This is a genomic window from Thalassospira australica (assembly GCF_044790785.1).
Lineage (GTDB): Bacteria > Pseudomonadota > Alphaproteobacteria > Rhodospirillales > Thalassospiraceae > Thalassospira > Thalassospira australica_A.
Genome location: NZ_CP085258.1, coordinates 556183 through 571377 on the forward strand (window position 1 = coordinate 556183; position 15195 = coordinate 571377).

The following is a 15195-nucleotide window of genomic DNA, read 5'->3' on the forward strand; positions in this document are numbered from 1 at the left end:
GAATTATGATATATATAATCAATTACGCAATATGAAATTTATGCAGGTAAGTTTTGACCAAAGTCCCATCCAAACAAACCCGGATTACGGATGCCGAAATCGACATTGCTGATGCTGTTGACGTGGCTGATACGCGCAAGGGCATTCAGTCGGTCGAGGTCAGCGGGGTGATTATCGCGGCATTGTGCGATTTCAAATTCCCGGTGCCGTTAAAGGATCTGGCGGCGGCGGTGGATATGCCGCCGGCAAAGGTTCATCGCTATCTGGCGAGCCTGGTGCGGATCGGTCTTGCCTGGCAGGATGATCAGACCGGGCTTTATGGCCTTGGGCCGATGGCGCTGCGGATGGGTATTTCGGCGATTGAGCGCAATGATGTGGTCATGCGGGCCGGAAGGCTTTTGCGCAATCTGGCGATTGATTTGCGGTCGTCCGGGCATCTGGCGATCTGGGGGGAACGGGGGCCGGTCCTGATCAGGACCGAACATGGTGGCCCGCCGATCATATCGACCATGGGGCTTGGCACGGTGATGCCGTTATTACGCTCCGCCACCGGGCAGGCGTTTTTATCGACCATGCCGCGCGGGGCGATTGAGCATGTGATCCGGGCCGAACAGGATATCCTGCATTGGGATGATGCCACGGTGGATCGGCTGATTATTGAAACGCGCGAACGCGGTGCGGCGGTGATCGAGGGCGATATCGTGCCGGGCTTATCGGCGATCAGTGCGCCGGTCTATAATCTGGACGGGGCGGTGGCGTGTTGCGTGACATTGATGAACCCGAAGGCCAATTACTTCCAGCCGGGGCAGCCGGCCTTTGATGTGTTTTTGCGCGCGATTGCCGATTTTACCCAAAGCTGGGGCGGGAAGCCGCGCGATGAGGCCGAGGACATTCAAACAGCAATTGTCACAGGAAATGTCACAGGGACCATCAAAGGTCATTCAGCTTTGTCAGGAGGTCGGAAAGGCGTTTGAAATCCGCGTCGCCCAGAAAATCGCGCACCTTTTTGTCATAGGCAGTGCCCGCCTCGCACAGTGACTGAAAGGCCGATTGGCCCTGCGAGGTCAGTTCAAGGCGATGAACGCGCCGATCATTTTCGTTCTGGACGCGTCGGAGCCAGCGGCGTTGTTCGATGGAAAAAACGGCACGCGATACCTTGGTTTTGTGAAGGCCCGTATGGGTGACGATTTCGGTCGCGGTAAGCGCGCCATACTGCCCAAGGGTTGCCAGAACCCGCCATTCGGATCGCGTCATCCGGTATCGGTCGCGATAGATGTCGCGGAAGCCAAGACTGACCTTTTCGCTGGCGTGATGCATCAGAAACGGCAGAAAGCGGTGCAGATCGAATTCGGATTTCTCGGATTTCATGGCTTTAAAAGGCTGTTTGATAGTTACAAAAATTACAGTTACGGATGTAACTATATCGAAGATTGGTAGGAAAAAGGCAATGACGGATCACAACGTTACCAAGGGAACCGCCGAAAACGGCGTTGCGAACGATCTGCGTTACATGCCCGGTTTTGGCAATGATTTTGAAACCGAAAGCCTTCCCGGTGCCTTGCCGCAGGGGCAGAACAGCCCGCAAAAATGCGCCTATGGCCTTTATGCAGAACAGCTTTCGGGCTCGCCCTTTACCGCGCCGCGCGGCACCAATGAGCGGTCGTGGCTGTATCGCATGCGGCCCAGTGTGCGCCATAACGGGCGGTTCAAATCCTTTGCCCTTCCGGAGTGGAAAACCGCACCTTGTGTGAATGACCATAGCCTTGCGCTTGGTCAGTTGCGCTGGGACCCGGTGCCGATGCCGACCAAACCCACCGATTTCATTTCGGGTATGCGCACGATCACGACGGCGGGGGACGCCATGACCCAGACCGGCATGGCAAGCCACGTATATGTCTGCAACACCGATATGGTGGATGATTATTTTTTCAATGCGGATGGGGAATTGCTGATCGTGCCCGAAAGCGGCGGGCTTCGGATTTTTACCGAACTTGGCATCATGGATGTCGCGCCGCTTGAAATCGCGCTGATCCCGCGGGGCATGATGTTCAAGGTTGCGATCCTGACGCCGGGGATTGAGGGCGGGGCGCGGGGATATGTCTGCGAAAATTACGGGGCGAAATTCACCCTGCCGGAACGTGGGCCGATTGGGGCCAACTGCCTTGCCAATCCGCGTGATTTCAAGACACCGGTGGCTGCCTATGAGGATAAGGAAACGCCGTGCCGTATCCTGATCAAATGGTGCGGACAGTTTCATGAAACCGGGATCGGGCATTCGCCACTGGATGTGGTGGCGTGGCATGGCAATTACACGCCGTTCAAATATGATCTTCGAACATTTTCGCCGGTGGGCGCGATCCTGTTTGATCATCCCGATCCATCGATCTTTACCGTGCTGACCGCCCCATCGGGCGAGGCGGGAACGGCAAATATCGATTTTGTCATCTTTCCGCCGCGCTGGATGGTGGCGGAACATACCTTCCGCCCGCCATGGTATCACCGCAATATCATGTCGGAATTCATGGGGCTGATTTGCGGTCAGTATGACGCGAAGGAAAAGGGATTTGTTCCCGGTGGCATGAGCCTGCATAACATGATGCTGCCGCACGGGCCCGATGCGTTCGGGTTTGAAAAGGCATCGAACGGGGAGCTTGGCCCGCAGAAACTGGAGGGCACGATGGCCTTCATGTTTGAAACCCGGTTCCCGCAGCAATTGACGAAATTTGCCGCCGAGCTTGAAACCCTTCAGGATGATTATCTTGATTGCTGGGACGGGCTGGAACGCAAGTTTGATGGTACGCCGGAAGGTCGCCCGTAAACGGCGACCGGTAAAAAGAACATCACAGGACTTAACGACAGGAATGCCGGAGGCATAGAACCGATGAAACTCGCAACCCTTAAAAACGGCACCCGTGACGGCCAGCTTGTTCTGGTGACCAAAGACCTTAGGGAATATGTCGATGCCAGTGCGATTGCACCGACATTGCAGGCAGCGCTTGATAACTGGGATTCTGTTGCGCCGCGCATCCGGGAACTGTCCGATGAAATCGCCGCCGGATCGACGATTGCCAAACGTTTCGCACTTGATGAAAGCAAGCTGCATTCGCCGTTGCCGCGTGCGTTTCAGTGGGCGGACGGGTCGGCCTATGTCAACCATGTCGAACTGGTGCGCAAGGCGCGCGGTGCGGAAATGCCCGAAACATTCTGGACCGATCCGCTGATGTATCAGGGCGGTTCGGACAGTTTCCTGGGACCGCGTGATGATATCCGCATGGCCGATACGGCATGGGGCATTGATATGGAAGGCGAGATCGCGGTTGTGACCGGCGATGTGCCGATGGGCGCATCGCCTGATCAGGCGCGTGATGCGATCCGTTTGATCATGCTGGTCAATGATGTGTCTTTGCGGGGCCTGATCCCCGGTGAACTTGCCAAGGGATTTGGCTTTTTCCAGTCCAAGCCGTCCTCGGCCTTTTCGCCGGTTGCGGTGACGCCCGATGAACTTGGCGATGCGTGGGACGGGGGCAAGGTGCATCTGCCGCTTTGTGTTGATCTGAATGGCAAACCGTTCGGGCGGGCCAATGCCGGGGTCGATATGACCTTTGATTTTGCGCAACTGATCGCACATGCGGCGAAAACCCGGCCGCTTTGTGCGGGCACCATCATCGGGTCGGGCACGGTTTCGAACAAGCTTGACGGTGGGCCGGGCAAGCCGGTTGCGCAGGGTGGGGCGGGGTATTCCTGCATTGCGGAAATCCGCATGATCGAAACCATTGAAAATGGCAAACCGGAAACGCCGTTCATGCAGTTTGGGGATCGGGTCAGGATCGAGATACTTGATGCCAGCGGCCAATCAATCTTTGGCGCGATTGACCAGAGTGTTGTGAAGTACGCACCATGAGCGACGTCATCCTGTATGATTATTGGCGGTCGTCGGCCAGCTATCGGGTCAGGATTGCGCTTTCGCTGATGGATATGGCGTATCAATCCGTTGCGGTTGACCTTTTGGCGGGGGCGCATAAATCGCCCGATTTCCGCAAGCGCAATCCGCAGGGGTTGGTGCCCGCCCTTGAGATTGACGGGCTTGTTCTGACGCAGTCATTGGCGATGATTGAATATCTGGATGAGACCCGCAGCCATGCGGGTTTCCTGCCGAAGGACGCGGTCGGGCGGCAACGGGTTCGCGCCCTTTCACATGCGATTGCGATGGATATTCACCCGGTCTGTAATCTGGGTGTTGTCGGCAATATCATGAAGCAGGCCGAAGCCCACGGCGAAGACCCGGCGAAGGTGCGGCTGGAATGGATGGGGAAATATATCGGCGAGGGGCTTGAAGCGTTTGAACGGCTTCTGGATCATCCGGGCACGGGCAGCTTTTGCCACGGTGACCGGCCATCAATGGCCGATATCTGTTTGATCCCGCAGATTTATAATGCGCGGCGGTGGGAGGTCGATTTAAGCCACCTTCCGATGATCAACCAGATTGCCGAGCGGTGCCTTGCGATGGACGCGTTTGCGCGCGCCCATCCTGATCTTGCAAAGCCGAAGGATTAAAGAACGCGGGCGTAAATCGCGCGGGCATCGTCAAACGTGACCTCGCGCGGGTTATTGATCAGCAACCGTTCGACTTTCATCGCATCGGTCGCAAGCATATCAAGGTCGGATTGTGTGACGCCGACATCGCGCAGTTTTTGCGCAAACGGCATGCGCGCGACCATTGCCGCGATAAAGGCGATGAAGGCGTCGCAGGCCTCGGCATCGTTGGAAAAACGCTGGTCCGGCATGACGGCACTGGCGAGTTCGCCATAATGCTGCATCGCAGCATCGCGGTTGAATTTGAGAACCTCGGTCAGGACGAGGGCGTTGGATAATCCGTGCGGGACGTGAAAATGTCCGCCCAGCGGATAGGCCAGCGCATGGACGGCTGCCACCGGGGCATTGGCAAAGGCCATTCCGGCCATCATGGACCCTTGCAGCATTGCCTCGCGCGCGGCACGGCCGGGATTTGCCGAAACCGCGTCGTCGATATGGGATGTCATCAGTTGCAATGCCCGGATGGCGAGGCTGTCGGACAGGGGATTTTTTTTGTGTTTGGTCGTATAGGCCTCGATCGCGTGGACCATCGCATCGATGCCCGTGGCGGCGGTGATCGGGGCCGGCAGGCCCATCGTCAGTTCCGCATCAAGCAAGGCAATATCGGGATAGAGCAGGGGGGAAACGACACCCTTCTTTTCCGATGTCGGTGTGGTGACGATGGAAATCGGGGTGACTTCGGACCCGGTGCCCGCCGTTGTCGGCACCTGTATCAGACGCAGGCGCGGGCCTGTTGCCAGACCGATGCCATAGATATCGGCAAGATTTTGCGGCCTGCCGCAGAGCAGTGCCACCAGCTTGGCGGTGTCCATCGAACTGCCGCCGCCCAGCCCGATGACAATATCGGCACCGAATTCCTGCGCATGGCGGGTAGCGTCAAGGATGCTTTCCTCGGGCGGGTCGGCCTGCACACCGGTCCAGAGCAGATAATCGATCCCGGCCTGACGAAGGGAGGCACAGGGGCCCGATGTCAGCCCGGCCTTTTCAAGGCCGGGGTCGCTCAGGATAAAGGCGCGTTTTGCCCCGGTTTCGGCGCACAGTTTACCAAGTTCCTGTGCGCCGCCAAACCGGCAGATTGCACGCGGGGTGGTTTCGAAGATGAAATCGGACATCTAGCTTCCCTGACTGATCGTTTGTTTTGACAGCAAGGGTGCCGTGTATCCGGCCCGGCAGCAAGACGCTATTTCAGGCTTTTATGAACGCGATTGCGGGCGGCCATATCGCAAGGCCTGATCGATTTCATCGCGGGTGATGCCGATATCGTGCAAAATGGCACTTGAAGATTGACGAAGCCATACGGCGTCACGCGCAATTTTGCGACGTTTTGCAATATGGCGGATGGAAAGGACGAGCCAGCGCCAGACAACTGTGCCGAACGACGCATTCGCGGTCGGCCCGGCATGGGGGGCGGTGGCTCCGAGGGAGTGTGTAGATACATGCATTGTCATGATGCTGGCTCGCTAGTTTTGCTTTGCTAATCGTGTTCGGAATGGTCCCGAACACAACTGAAAGTTAGCCCGCCTCAATCGACATCGGTGCGCAAAGATCGCAAAAGCGTGCGAAGTTTTCGCAAAATTTTCGTAAAAACGATTTTTCTTCGCAGGCGCGTTCGGTCATTGTTTCAGGAGCATTCAGGATCATGCGTTTGGGGCAGAGGAATTTTGACCGAGCTTGATACATTCGACTATCGCCTGCTGGAACTGTTGCAGAAGAACAGTCGCCTGACAGGAAATGAATTGTCGGCACAGGTGGGGCTGTCATCGGCGGCGTGTCTTCGCCGGGTGCAGCGTTTGCGCGAAACCGGGGTGATTGAACGCGACGTTGCGGTGGTATCCCCCAAGGTGTTTGGCAAACGGATGATGGTCATCGTTTTGATGACCCTGGATCGCGACCGGCCGGATCGGTACATGCTGATCCGCGAGGAATTCGGTAAAATGCCCGAAGTCGTTCAATGCTATCACGTGACGGGTGCGCATGATCTGGTGTTGCGCATTCAGGTCGCCGACATGGATGAATACAGTGCGTTTGTCGACCGGGTTTTCCACGTACCCTATATCAAGCGTTATGAGAGCCTGGCGGTTATGGGGTTGCTTAAATAAAAAACGGCGGGCATTTGGCCCGCCGTTTGCGTTTATGGTCGCAAGGATCGTGGCTCAGGCGAAGTCGAGTGCCCGATCACCATTGGCATCCTTGATGCGGGTCGGAAGACCCATGTGGTTGAGCAGGTTCAGGAACGGTTTGGAGGGCAGTTCTTCGACATTTGCCATCTTTTTCACGTCCCATTCGCCGGTTGCGATCAGCATCGCGGCCGCGACGGGCGGCACACCGGCGGTATAGGAAATGCCCTGGCTTCCGACTTCCTCGTACGCGTCCTTGTGGTCCGCGACGTTATAGATCAGGACTTCGGTTTCCTTGCCATCCTTGCTGCCCTTGACCAGATCGCCGATGCAGGTTTTGCCGGTATAGTCCGGTGCCAGCGAGCTTGGATCGGGCAGGCAGGCCTTGACGACCTTGAGCGGTACGACTTCGAGGCCCTCGGCCGTGGTGACCGGTTTTTCCGAGAGCAGGCCGATATTGTTCAGGACCGTGAAGACATTGACGTAATGATCGCCAAAGCCCATCCAGAAACGGACATTGGGAACGTCCAGATTCTGTGAGAGGGAATGGACCTCGTCATGGCCGGTCATGAAGGTCTGGCTTTCGCCGACAACCGGCATGTCCCAGATTTTCTTGACCTCGAACATCCTGTTTTCCTGCCAGGCGTTGTTCTGCCAGGAATAGACCGTGCCGGTAAACTCGCGGAAATTGATTTCCGGGTCGAAGTTGGTGGCAAAATATTTGCCGTGGCTGCCGGCATTGATGTCGATGATGTCAATCGAGTCAATTTTATCGAAGTAATCCTCGACCGCGAGTTTGGCATAGGCATTGACCACGCCCGGATCAAAACCGACGCCAAGGATCGCGGTGACACCTGCCTTTTCGCATTCTTCACGGCGTTTCCACTCGTAATTTGCGTACCAGGGCGGGGTTTCGCAGATCTTGTCCTGTTCTTCGTGGATGGCGGTATCAAGATAGGCAACGCCTGCCTTGATGCAGGCCGACATGACCGGCATGTTGATGAAGGCGGAGCCGACATTGATGACGATTTCGCAGCCGGTTTTTTTGATCAGTGCGACGGTGGCATCGATATCGGTTGCGTCAAGCGCATGACCTTCGAGGACGCCGGCATTCTTCAGGTTTTTCTTTTCGTGAATGCTGTCGATGATTTTCTGGCATTTTTCCGCCGTGCGCGACGCAATATGGATATCGCCAAGCACATCATTATGCTGTGCACATTTATGCGCGACCACCTGTGCGACGCCACCTGCGCCGATAATCAGAACATTCTTCTTCATTTCGGGCCAAAAACTCCCTTTTTCGAATAGATGAAACCCAAAGCGCCTTTTTACGAAAGGCTCGAAACATAATCATCGAAGGTGAATTCGCGTATAACGCGTTCGCTACCGTCGAGTTCCTTGATCACGATGGACGGCATGCCGACACCGTTGAACCAGTTCTTTTTGACCATGGTGTAACCGGCGGCATCCTGTACCGAGATACGGTCGCCGACCCTGATCTCGTTTTCGAAATTGAATTCGCCAAAAACGTCACCGGCAAGGCAGGATTTGCCGCAGATCATATAGGTATGATCGCCCGTGTTCGGCTCGATCTTGGCGGTTTCGCGATAGATCAGAAGATCGAGCATGTGGGCTTCGATGGAGCTATCGACAATCGCAAGGTTTTTGCCGTTAAACAGCGTATCGAGCACGGTGACTTCAAGGGTGGTGCTTTTGGTGATCGAGGCTTCGCCGGGTTCAAGATAAACCTGAACACCGTATTTTTGCGAAAAGGCTTTCAGCCGGGCGCAGAATTTATCAAGCGGGTAATTGTCACCGGTGAAGTGAATGCCGCCGCCGAGACTGACCCATTCGACGCGCGACAGAAGCGATCCGAATTTGGTTTCGATATCGCCCAGCATTTTGTCGAACAGATCGAAATCGGCGTTTTCGCAGTTATTGTGGATCATGAAGCCGGAAATGCGGTCCATGACGGCCTCGACCTTGGTGACGTCCCATTCGCCCAGACGCGAAAACGGGCGGGCCGGATCGGCCAGATCGAAGCTGGAACTTGAAACCTGCGGGTTCAGGCGAAGGCCGCGCACGATGCCCGATGCGGCATCGGCAAAGCGGTTAAGCTGGCTGATGGAATTGAAGATGATCTTATCGGCATTTTCGATGACTTCATCGATTTCGGAATCGGCATAGGCCACGCTATAGGCATGGGTTTCCTTGCCGAATTTCTTGCGGCCCAGTTTGACTTCGTGCAGCGACGAGGACGTCGTGCCATCCATATAGTCCGACATGAAATCGAAGACCGACCAGGTTGCAAAGCATTTCAATGCCAGCAAGGCCTTTGCGCCGGAATGTTCGCGCACATAGGCGATCTTTTCCATGTTGCGCAGCAGTTTCGATTTATCGATCAGATAATAAGGCGTATGCGGCATCGTATTCTGGTTCCTCGACCGAAGGCCCTGTTTTCAGGGACCGAAAAGACAACACGGAAAACGTCCGTCGACCGGCAAACATTCCCCGCAAGGTTCGGCATTCAAGCCCGGTTTGCGCCAACGAATTTCATACCATCGATGCGAAGGCGTTCTGTGCCTGTATCGCATGCGCCGCGACCCAATAGCAGCGGCGCGCACATGGGTCAACAGTATGACCGCATCCGATGATCGCATGGCCTGTTGATCGGCGCGGTTGGCGGGGCGTTTAAAGCAGGGTTTGCGGCATTAACCATCTGATTTCATAGGGAAACAGGCAGCGATCACATGCAGGTTTCCGTTTCGTGAAACTTGGCCGGACCGGGCGGGGCTTTGCGCATGTCCGATTTCCAACAATATCACCAAATCGCGGATTTTGCATGGCCGGGGGCCAAAAAGCCCGAACGGGATTTTGGTGATTGCTTTTTTGTACCGATTGGAACATAGTTTACCGATTGGTACAAAACGAAGGAGAAAATCATGTCAGAGCTACGTCAACCTCTGCCGCCCTTTACGCGGGAAACCGCAATCCAGAAAGTCCGCATGGCCGAAGATGGCTGGAACAGCCGTGATCCGGCGCGGGTGTCGCTGGCCTATACGCCCGATACGATCTGGCGGAACCGTGCGGAATTTGCCAATGGCCGTGAGGAGGTCATTGCCTTTCTGACCCGCAAATGGAACAAGGAGCTTGAATATCGATTGATCAAAGAGTTGTGGGCGCATGACGGCAACCGGATCGCGGTGCGTTTTGCCTATGAGTATCGCGATGATTCCGGGAACTGGTATCGGGCCTATGGCAACGAAAATTGGGAATTTGCCGAAAATGGCCAGATGCATCGCCGGTTTGCCTGCATCAATGACATGCCGATCCGTGAAGAAGATCGCAAATTCTTCTGGGATCGTTCGGGGCCGCGCCCGGCGGATCATCCGGGCCTGTCCGATCTGGGATTATAAGTAAGCCATGCCAAAGATTATCGCGGAGCGTTCCGATGTTATTCCCGTCCTTGCGGAGATTTTCCGCGAGTATGGCTATGAAGGGGCGAGCCTTTCACTGATCGGGAGCCGGACGGGTCTGGGAAAGGGCAGTCTTTACCATTTCTTTCCCGGCGGCAAAGAGCAGATGGCATCAGAAGTGCTTCGCGAGATCGATGGCTGGTTCGAGGACGCGGTTTACAAGCCGCTGCGTGACGGGGATGACCCGCGGGCGGCGATTTTGGAAATGTGCCGGTCGGTTGCGACCTATTTCCGGTCAGGAAAGCGGGTTTGCCTGATTGGCGCGTTTGCACTTGATAATGTGCGTGACCGTTTTTCCGACGCAATCCGCGATTATTTTGCGGTCTGGCAACGGTCGCTTCAGCAGGCGCTTGTGCGGATCGGCCATGATGCGGACCGGGCATCGGACATTGCCGAAGATGCGATTTTATCGATCCAGGGGGCGCTGGTTTTGTCGCGTGCGCTTGACGATACGGCGGTGTTTGAGCGCGCCATGGCGCGGGTTGAAGTCGGGTTGCTGGCCGGGCCCGGTCAGGGCTGCTGATGCATAGCGCCAAATGGCGGCCGATACCATTGAGGGTGTCGAAAATGACAGGTTGCCAGACGTTTGACCCTTGATCATCGGGATCGGATGACTAAGTTTTATAATGGTTTAGGGGCCTGACCCCAATCACCCAAGCGACAAATGAGGAGGCGTCCATGCCTGCACCCGTCAGTGTCGATCACTTGGCCTTTCCCACCCGCGATCTTGCGGCGACGGATGATTTTTATTCCCGTGTTCTGAAGGCCCGACTGGTTCATGCCGAAAGCGGTTACAGTCCGTCGTGGAAAAGCGATTATCTGCTGATTACCTTTGCGCTTTCGGACGGGACGCGGCTGTCATTCTTTGACTGGCCAGCCGATACCGGTCCGTATCCCGATGATCCCGATATGCCAGATGACGTGTTTCATATCGGGTTGCGCTGCGATGCGCCGCGCGATGTGATTGCCTGGCAGAACCATTTGTTCCAGCACAAGGTGGTTTATCACAACGAGGATGACGGGAAATCGCGGCGGTTGTTCATTCGTGATCCGAACGGCATCCGGTTTGAAATCTTTGCCGCCGATCAGCCGAAATACAGCAACGATCACGAAGACCGGGCACGGGCCGTTTACGAGGAATGGCAGAAGATCGCCAATCGCTGATCGCTGGTTAAGTTGGGCAGGGGCCGGTGCTTTGGCGGATGATCAGTTCGGTCGGGACAATGACCGGATTTTCCGCCGGTTCGGGAATGGTTCCGGTTTTATCGAGCCGGGCGAGGAGCAGCGAAATGGCCTGTTCGCCCAGACGTCGGCGCGGTTGACGCACGGTTGTCAGCGGCGGGTCGTAATTGGCGGCCAGATGGATATCATCAAACCCGACGACGGAAACATCGTGGGGCACGCGAAGCCCAAGTTCCTTGGCCGCGACAATGACGCCGATTGCCATGCCGTCCGATGAGCAGAAAAACGCCGTCGGGCGGTTTTTGATGTCTTTGAGCAAGGCGCGGGCCGCCGCAATACCCGATTCAATCGAAAAATCGCCGCTATAGATCAGCGACGGGTTGGCTTCGATGCCGCTGCTTGATAGTGCGCGGCGATAACCGGCGACGCGATCCGTCGTCAGGATGTTGCTGGCGGGGCCGGCGATATGGGCGATGCGGCTGTGGCCGAGGTCGAGCAGATGTTTGGTTGCGCTAAAGGCGGCCTTTTCATTGTCGATGATCACGGTCGGCAGATTGCAGCCCGGAATGCGTTCGCAGGCAATGACCACCGGCGGGATGATCCCGCGCGGGGTGTTGGCCAGCGGTGCGGGCAGGCGACCATTGAGCAGGATCATGGCATCGGCCTGATTGCTGCGCAGATAGGCGGCATAGGTTGCTTCGCGTTCGGGTTCGTTCTGGGTGTCGCCGATCAGGACGTTATAGCCCGCCTTGCTGGCCCCCTGTTCGATTCCCGATAGAATTTCCGAAAAGAAGGGGTTGCCGATATCGGGTACGAGCAAAAGGATCATGCCCGACCGGTTGAGCCGCAGGTTTCGGGCCATGACATTGGCGGTATAGCCGGTCGCGGCGATGGCGGTTTGCACCTTTTCGCGCGTGCTTTCGGAAACCACATGGGGTTTGTGCAAGGCACGGCTGACCGTGGCAATGGATACCCCGGCATGTTCGGCAACATCTTCAATCGTCGCGATTTTTTCGATCATGCTTCTTCCTACTCTGCCGCCGATACGCTGTCCAGCGGCATTGATGCCCGTGCGAAGGCCGGATTTCCGACGTGATTTTCATCACAATGCGGTAAATGTAAAGGTTTACATAAATAATGAAAACGTTTACACAAGAGGCAATCAAAAGTTGATCGCATCAATGCGACGCTAGGGAGGTTACATAGATGACGGATGCGGCTGTTCATGCCGTTAATCCCGGCACGGAGGGCAAAATACGCCTGTCCGGTCGGAAGATTTGCAAGTCCTTTGGCCCGGCCCAGGTGCTTTTCGATGTTTCCATCGATCTGTATGCGGGGGAAGTGCATGCGCTTTTGGGCGAAAACGGTGCCGGCAAATCAACGCTGGTTAAAATCCTGTCGGGATATCACGAACCGACCGAGGGCGGGCTTGTCCTTGACGGGGCGGAGGTCAGCTTTGCCGATAGCGAGGCGGGCGAGGGGCATGGGGTGATCCTGATCCATCAGGAGCTTAACCTTGCCGAGCAGCTTAGCGTTGAAGAAAACATCTTTCTGGGCCGTGAGATCAAGCGGGGCTGGTTCCTTGACAAAACCGCCATGCGCGCAGAGGCCAAAAAGCTTCTGGAACAGCTTCAATGCGATGTCGATCCGCGCACCCGTATTCGCGATCTTTCGGTTTCGGATCGCCAGATGGTCGAGATTGCCAAGGCGCTGAGCAAAAAGGCCGATATCCTGATTCTGGATGAACCGACGGCGGTTCTGACCGGGCGGGAGGTTGAAATCCTGTTTGACCAGATCCGGCGTCTGCGCGAACAGGGTGTCGCGATCCTGTATATTTCCCACAAGCTGGATGAAATCAAGGCGATTGCCGACCGTGTGACCGTGTTGCGCGATGGCCGCCATATCGTGACCGAGCCGGTGGTCGGGCTTAGCAAGGATGACATGGCGCGGCTTATGGTCGGGCGCGACATCAAACAGATGTTCCCGCACCGGGTTTCCGATACCAGCGCGCCGGTTGTTTTATCGGTGCGCGATCTTTCGGTGCCCGGACAGGTGCGCGATGCCAGTTTTGACCTGCATAAGGGCGAAGTCCTTGGTTTTGCGGGGATTGTCGGGGCGGGTCGGACGGCGTTGATGGAGGCGATTATCGGCCTTCGGGAGCGGTCATCGGGCACGATTGAGCGCAATGGTGCGCCGGTGCGGATCACAAGTTTGCAGGATGCCAAAAACAGCGGCATTGCCTATCTGACGAAGGACCGCAAGGGCAGCGGGTTGTTGCTGAATATGGATATGCGGCCCAACCTGACCTTGCTGGCGCTGGAAAAATTCGGGCGCGTGATTGTGGATCGCAAGGCGGAAGAAGCGGCCCTTGAAAAGGCGATCGAGGCGTTTGACATCCGGGCCGCCGACCGCAAGGCCAAGGTCGGTGATTTTTCGGGTGGCAATCAGCAAAAGCTGTTGCTGGCGAAGGTCATGGAAACCGATCCGGATATCGTGATCATCGACGAGCCGACACGCGGCATCGATATCGGCACCAAAAGCCAGATTTATCATTTTATCGGCGATCTGACCGATCGCGGAAAATCCGTCATTCTTCTGTCGTCGGAAATGCCGGAAATGCTGGGCCTGTCAGATCGCATCGCGGTCATGGCGGCCGGACGCATTACCGGCATTCTCGAAGGAAACGACCGCAACGAACATGAAATCATGCGGCACGCGACAGGAATATCAGGCCAGGAGGGAGTGTCTGTCCATGAGTAGCCTTGAGCGCCGCGAGGCCAGTGCCTCGCCCCGTTTTTCCATCGATTTCAAGGCACTTGGCCCGTTTATGGCCCTTGTTGTGTTGTTTGTTCTGGGAACGGCGATCAATGATGCCTTCCTGAGTGGCGGCAACCTTTCGAATATTTTCACCCGTGCGGCTTTCATCGGCATCATTGCGGTGGGTGCGACCTTTGTGATCACGGCGGGCGGGATTGACCTTTCGGTCGGTTCGATGGCGGCGTTTATATCCGGTGCGATGATCGTCGTTATGAATACGCTGGTCGAGACACTCGGACCGGGGCTTGAGACCGTTCTGATCGGCATCGTGTTAAGTGTCATTCTTGGTATCGGGGCCGGGGCGGTGAATGGCCTGGTCAGTACCAAGGGCAAGATCGAGGCCTTTATCGTCACCCTTGGCACGATGGGGATTTACCGGTCGCTTGTCACCTATATGGCCGATGGCGGGACGCTGTCGCTGGATTTCGAAATTCGCGGGACCTATCGCCCGGTTTATTACGGCGAGTTGCTGGGCATTCCGGTGCCGGTTCTGGTGTTTCTTGCGGTGGCTGTGGCGGGTTATGTCCTGCTGAACATGACGCCGTTCGGGCGGAAATGTTTTGCCATCGGATCGAACGAGCAGGTGGCGCGTTATTCGGCGATCCATGTCGACCGGGTCAAGACGATGACCTATGTGATCCAGGGGCTTTGTGTGTCGATTGCGACCATCATTTATGTCCCGCGCCTTGGGTCGGCATCGAGTTCAACCGGTGTTCTTTGGGAACTTGAAGCCATTGCAGCCGTGATCATCGGCGGCACGATGCTTAAGGGCGGTTATGGCCGGATCTGGGGCACGGTGGTCGGGGCGATCATGCTGACCACGATTGGCAATATCCTTAACCTTACCGATGCGATCAGCAATTACCTGAACGGGGCTGTTCAGGGCTTGATCATTATCGTTGCCGTGTTCCTGCAACGCGGGGACTGGCGACGCAAGAAAAGCAAATAACCGGCGATCAACGTCCGGTTCAAGATGACGTACAGAATCATTTTTTGATCAGGAGGAAGCT

At 56.2% G+C, this 15195-nt stretch carries 16 protein-coding genes; 10 read left to right on the forward strand and 6 right to left on the reverse strand.

Annotated features, from left to right (window positions below):
- Window positions 1-53: 53 nt before the first annotated feature.
- Window positions 54-974 (forward strand): IclR family transcriptional regulator, encoded by a 921-nt coding sequence (locus LG297_RS02610; protein ID WP_404424845.1) that lies wholly within the window; start codon window positions 54-56, stop codon window positions 972-974.
- Here the strand turns inward: LG297_RS02610 and LG297_RS02615 are convergent.
- The gene (locus LG297_RS02615; RefSeq protein ID WP_404424847.1) at window positions 931-1368 is read right to left on the reverse strand and encodes a MarR family winged helix-turn-helix transcriptional regulator; all 438 of its coding nucleotides are present in this window, start codon (window positions 1366-1368) and stop codon (window positions 931-933) included. The two genes, LG297_RS02610 and LG297_RS02615, sit on opposite strands and share 44 nt — an antisense overlap.
- Before the next feature lie 79 nt (window positions 1369-1447).
- Between LG297_RS02615 and hmgA the strand changes: the two genes are divergently transcribed.
- From hmgA to maiA, 3 genes are all read left to right on the forward strand, one after another.
- Window positions 1448-2818: a homogentisate 1,2-dioxygenase gene (hmgA, locus tag LG297_RS02620; RefSeq protein WP_404424849.1), complete on the forward strand. Its 1371-nt coding sequence runs from the start codon at window positions 1448-1450 to the stop codon at window positions 2816-2818.
- 63 nt (window positions 2819-2881) lie between these two features.
- Window positions 2882-3901 (forward strand): fumarylacetoacetate hydrolase family protein, encoded by a 1020-nt coding sequence (locus tag LG297_RS02625; RefSeq protein WP_404424851.1) that lies wholly within the window; start codon window positions 2882-2884, stop codon window positions 3899-3901.
- Window positions 3898-4554, forward strand: a complete 657-nt coding sequence (gene maiA, locus LG297_RS02630) for a maleylacetoacetate isomerase (protein ID WP_404424853.1) — start codon at window positions 3898-3900, stop codon at window positions 4552-4554. Before LG297_RS02625 ends, maiA begins: the two co-directional genes overlap by 4 nt.
- Here maiA and LG297_RS02635 read toward each other — a convergent pair.
- Window positions 4551-5705, reverse strand: coding sequence for an iron-containing alcohol dehydrogenase (locus tag LG297_RS02635; protein ID WP_404424855.1), 1155 nt, complete (start codon window positions 5703-5705; stop codon window positions 4551-4553). The two genes, maiA and LG297_RS02635, sit on opposite strands and share 4 nt — an antisense overlap.
- Window positions 5706-5786: 81 nt before the next feature.
- The gene (locus LG297_RS02640; RefSeq protein WP_404424857.1) at window positions 5787-6041 is read right to left on the reverse strand and encodes a hypothetical protein; all 255 of its coding nucleotides are present in this window, start codon (window positions 6039-6041) and stop codon (window positions 5787-5789) included.
- Between the two features lie 213 nt (window positions 6042-6254).
- Between LG297_RS02640 and LG297_RS02645 the strand changes: the two genes are divergently transcribed.
- Entirely contained in the window at window positions 6255-6692 is a 438-nt protein-coding gene (locus tag LG297_RS02645) for an Lrp/AsnC family transcriptional regulator (protein ID WP_404424859.1), read from the forward strand.
- A gap of 54 nt (window positions 6693-6746) precedes the next feature.
- Here the strand turns inward: LG297_RS02645 and LG297_RS02650 are convergent, their stop codons facing one another.
- Window positions 6747-7988, reverse strand: a complete 1242-nt coding sequence (locus LG297_RS02650; protein ID WP_404424861.1) for a saccharopine dehydrogenase NADP-binding domain-containing protein — start codon at window positions 7986-7988, stop codon at window positions 6747-6749.
- 50 nt (window positions 7989-8038) lie between these two features.
- Window positions 8039-9136, reverse strand: a complete 1098-nt coding sequence (locus LG297_RS02655; protein ID WP_063093100.1) for a carboxynorspermidine decarboxylase — start codon at window positions 9134-9136, stop codon at window positions 8039-8041.
- 516 nt (window positions 9137-9652) lie between these two features.
- Here LG297_RS02655 and LG297_RS02660 point away from each other — a divergent pair.
- The 3 genes from LG297_RS02660 (at window position 9653) to LG297_RS02670 (ending at window position 11350) form a co-directional block, all read left to right on the forward strand.
- The gene (locus tag LG297_RS02660) at window positions 9653-10126 is read left to right on the forward strand and encodes a nuclear transport factor 2 family protein (protein ID WP_062949580.1); all 474 of its coding nucleotides are present in this window, start codon (window positions 9653-9655) and stop codon (window positions 10124-10126) included.
- Window positions 10127-10133: 7 nt separating this feature from the next.
- Complete coding sequence (locus LG297_RS02665; RefSeq protein ID WP_404424864.1) at window positions 10134-10709, forward strand: TetR/AcrR family transcriptional regulator; 576 nt, start codon at window positions 10134-10136, stop codon at window positions 10707-10709.
- A 155-nt stretch (window positions 10710-10864) separates the two neighbouring features.
- The gene (locus tag LG297_RS02670) at window positions 10865-11350 is read left to right on the forward strand and encodes a VOC family protein (RefSeq protein ID WP_007088967.1); all 486 of its coding nucleotides are present in this window, start codon (window positions 10865-10867) and stop codon (window positions 11348-11350) included.
- A gap of 7 nt (window positions 11351-11357) precedes the next feature.
- On the opposite strand, the gene LG297_RS02675 is transcribed toward LG297_RS02670, so the two are convergent.
- Window positions 11358-12389, reverse strand: coding sequence for a LacI family DNA-binding transcriptional regulator (locus tag LG297_RS02675; RefSeq protein ID WP_404424866.1), 1032 nt, complete (start codon window positions 12387-12389; stop codon window positions 11358-11360).
- Window positions 12390-12574: 185 nt separating this feature from the next.
- Here LG297_RS02675 and LG297_RS02680 point away from each other — a divergent pair, with 185 nt between their 5' ends.
- Both LG297_RS02680 and LG297_RS02685 read left to right on the forward strand, forming a co-directional pair.
- Window positions 12575-14128, forward strand: coding sequence for a sugar ABC transporter ATP-binding protein (locus LG297_RS02680; RefSeq protein ID WP_404424868.1), 1554 nt, complete (start codon window positions 12575-12577; stop codon window positions 14126-14128).
- Window positions 14121-15134, forward strand: a complete 1014-nt coding sequence (locus LG297_RS02685; protein WP_404424870.1) for an ABC transporter permease — start codon at window positions 14121-14123, stop codon at window positions 15132-15134. The genes LG297_RS02680 and LG297_RS02685 overlap by 8 nt, the downstream gene beginning before the upstream one ends.
- Window positions 15135-15195 lie beyond the last annotated feature (61 nt).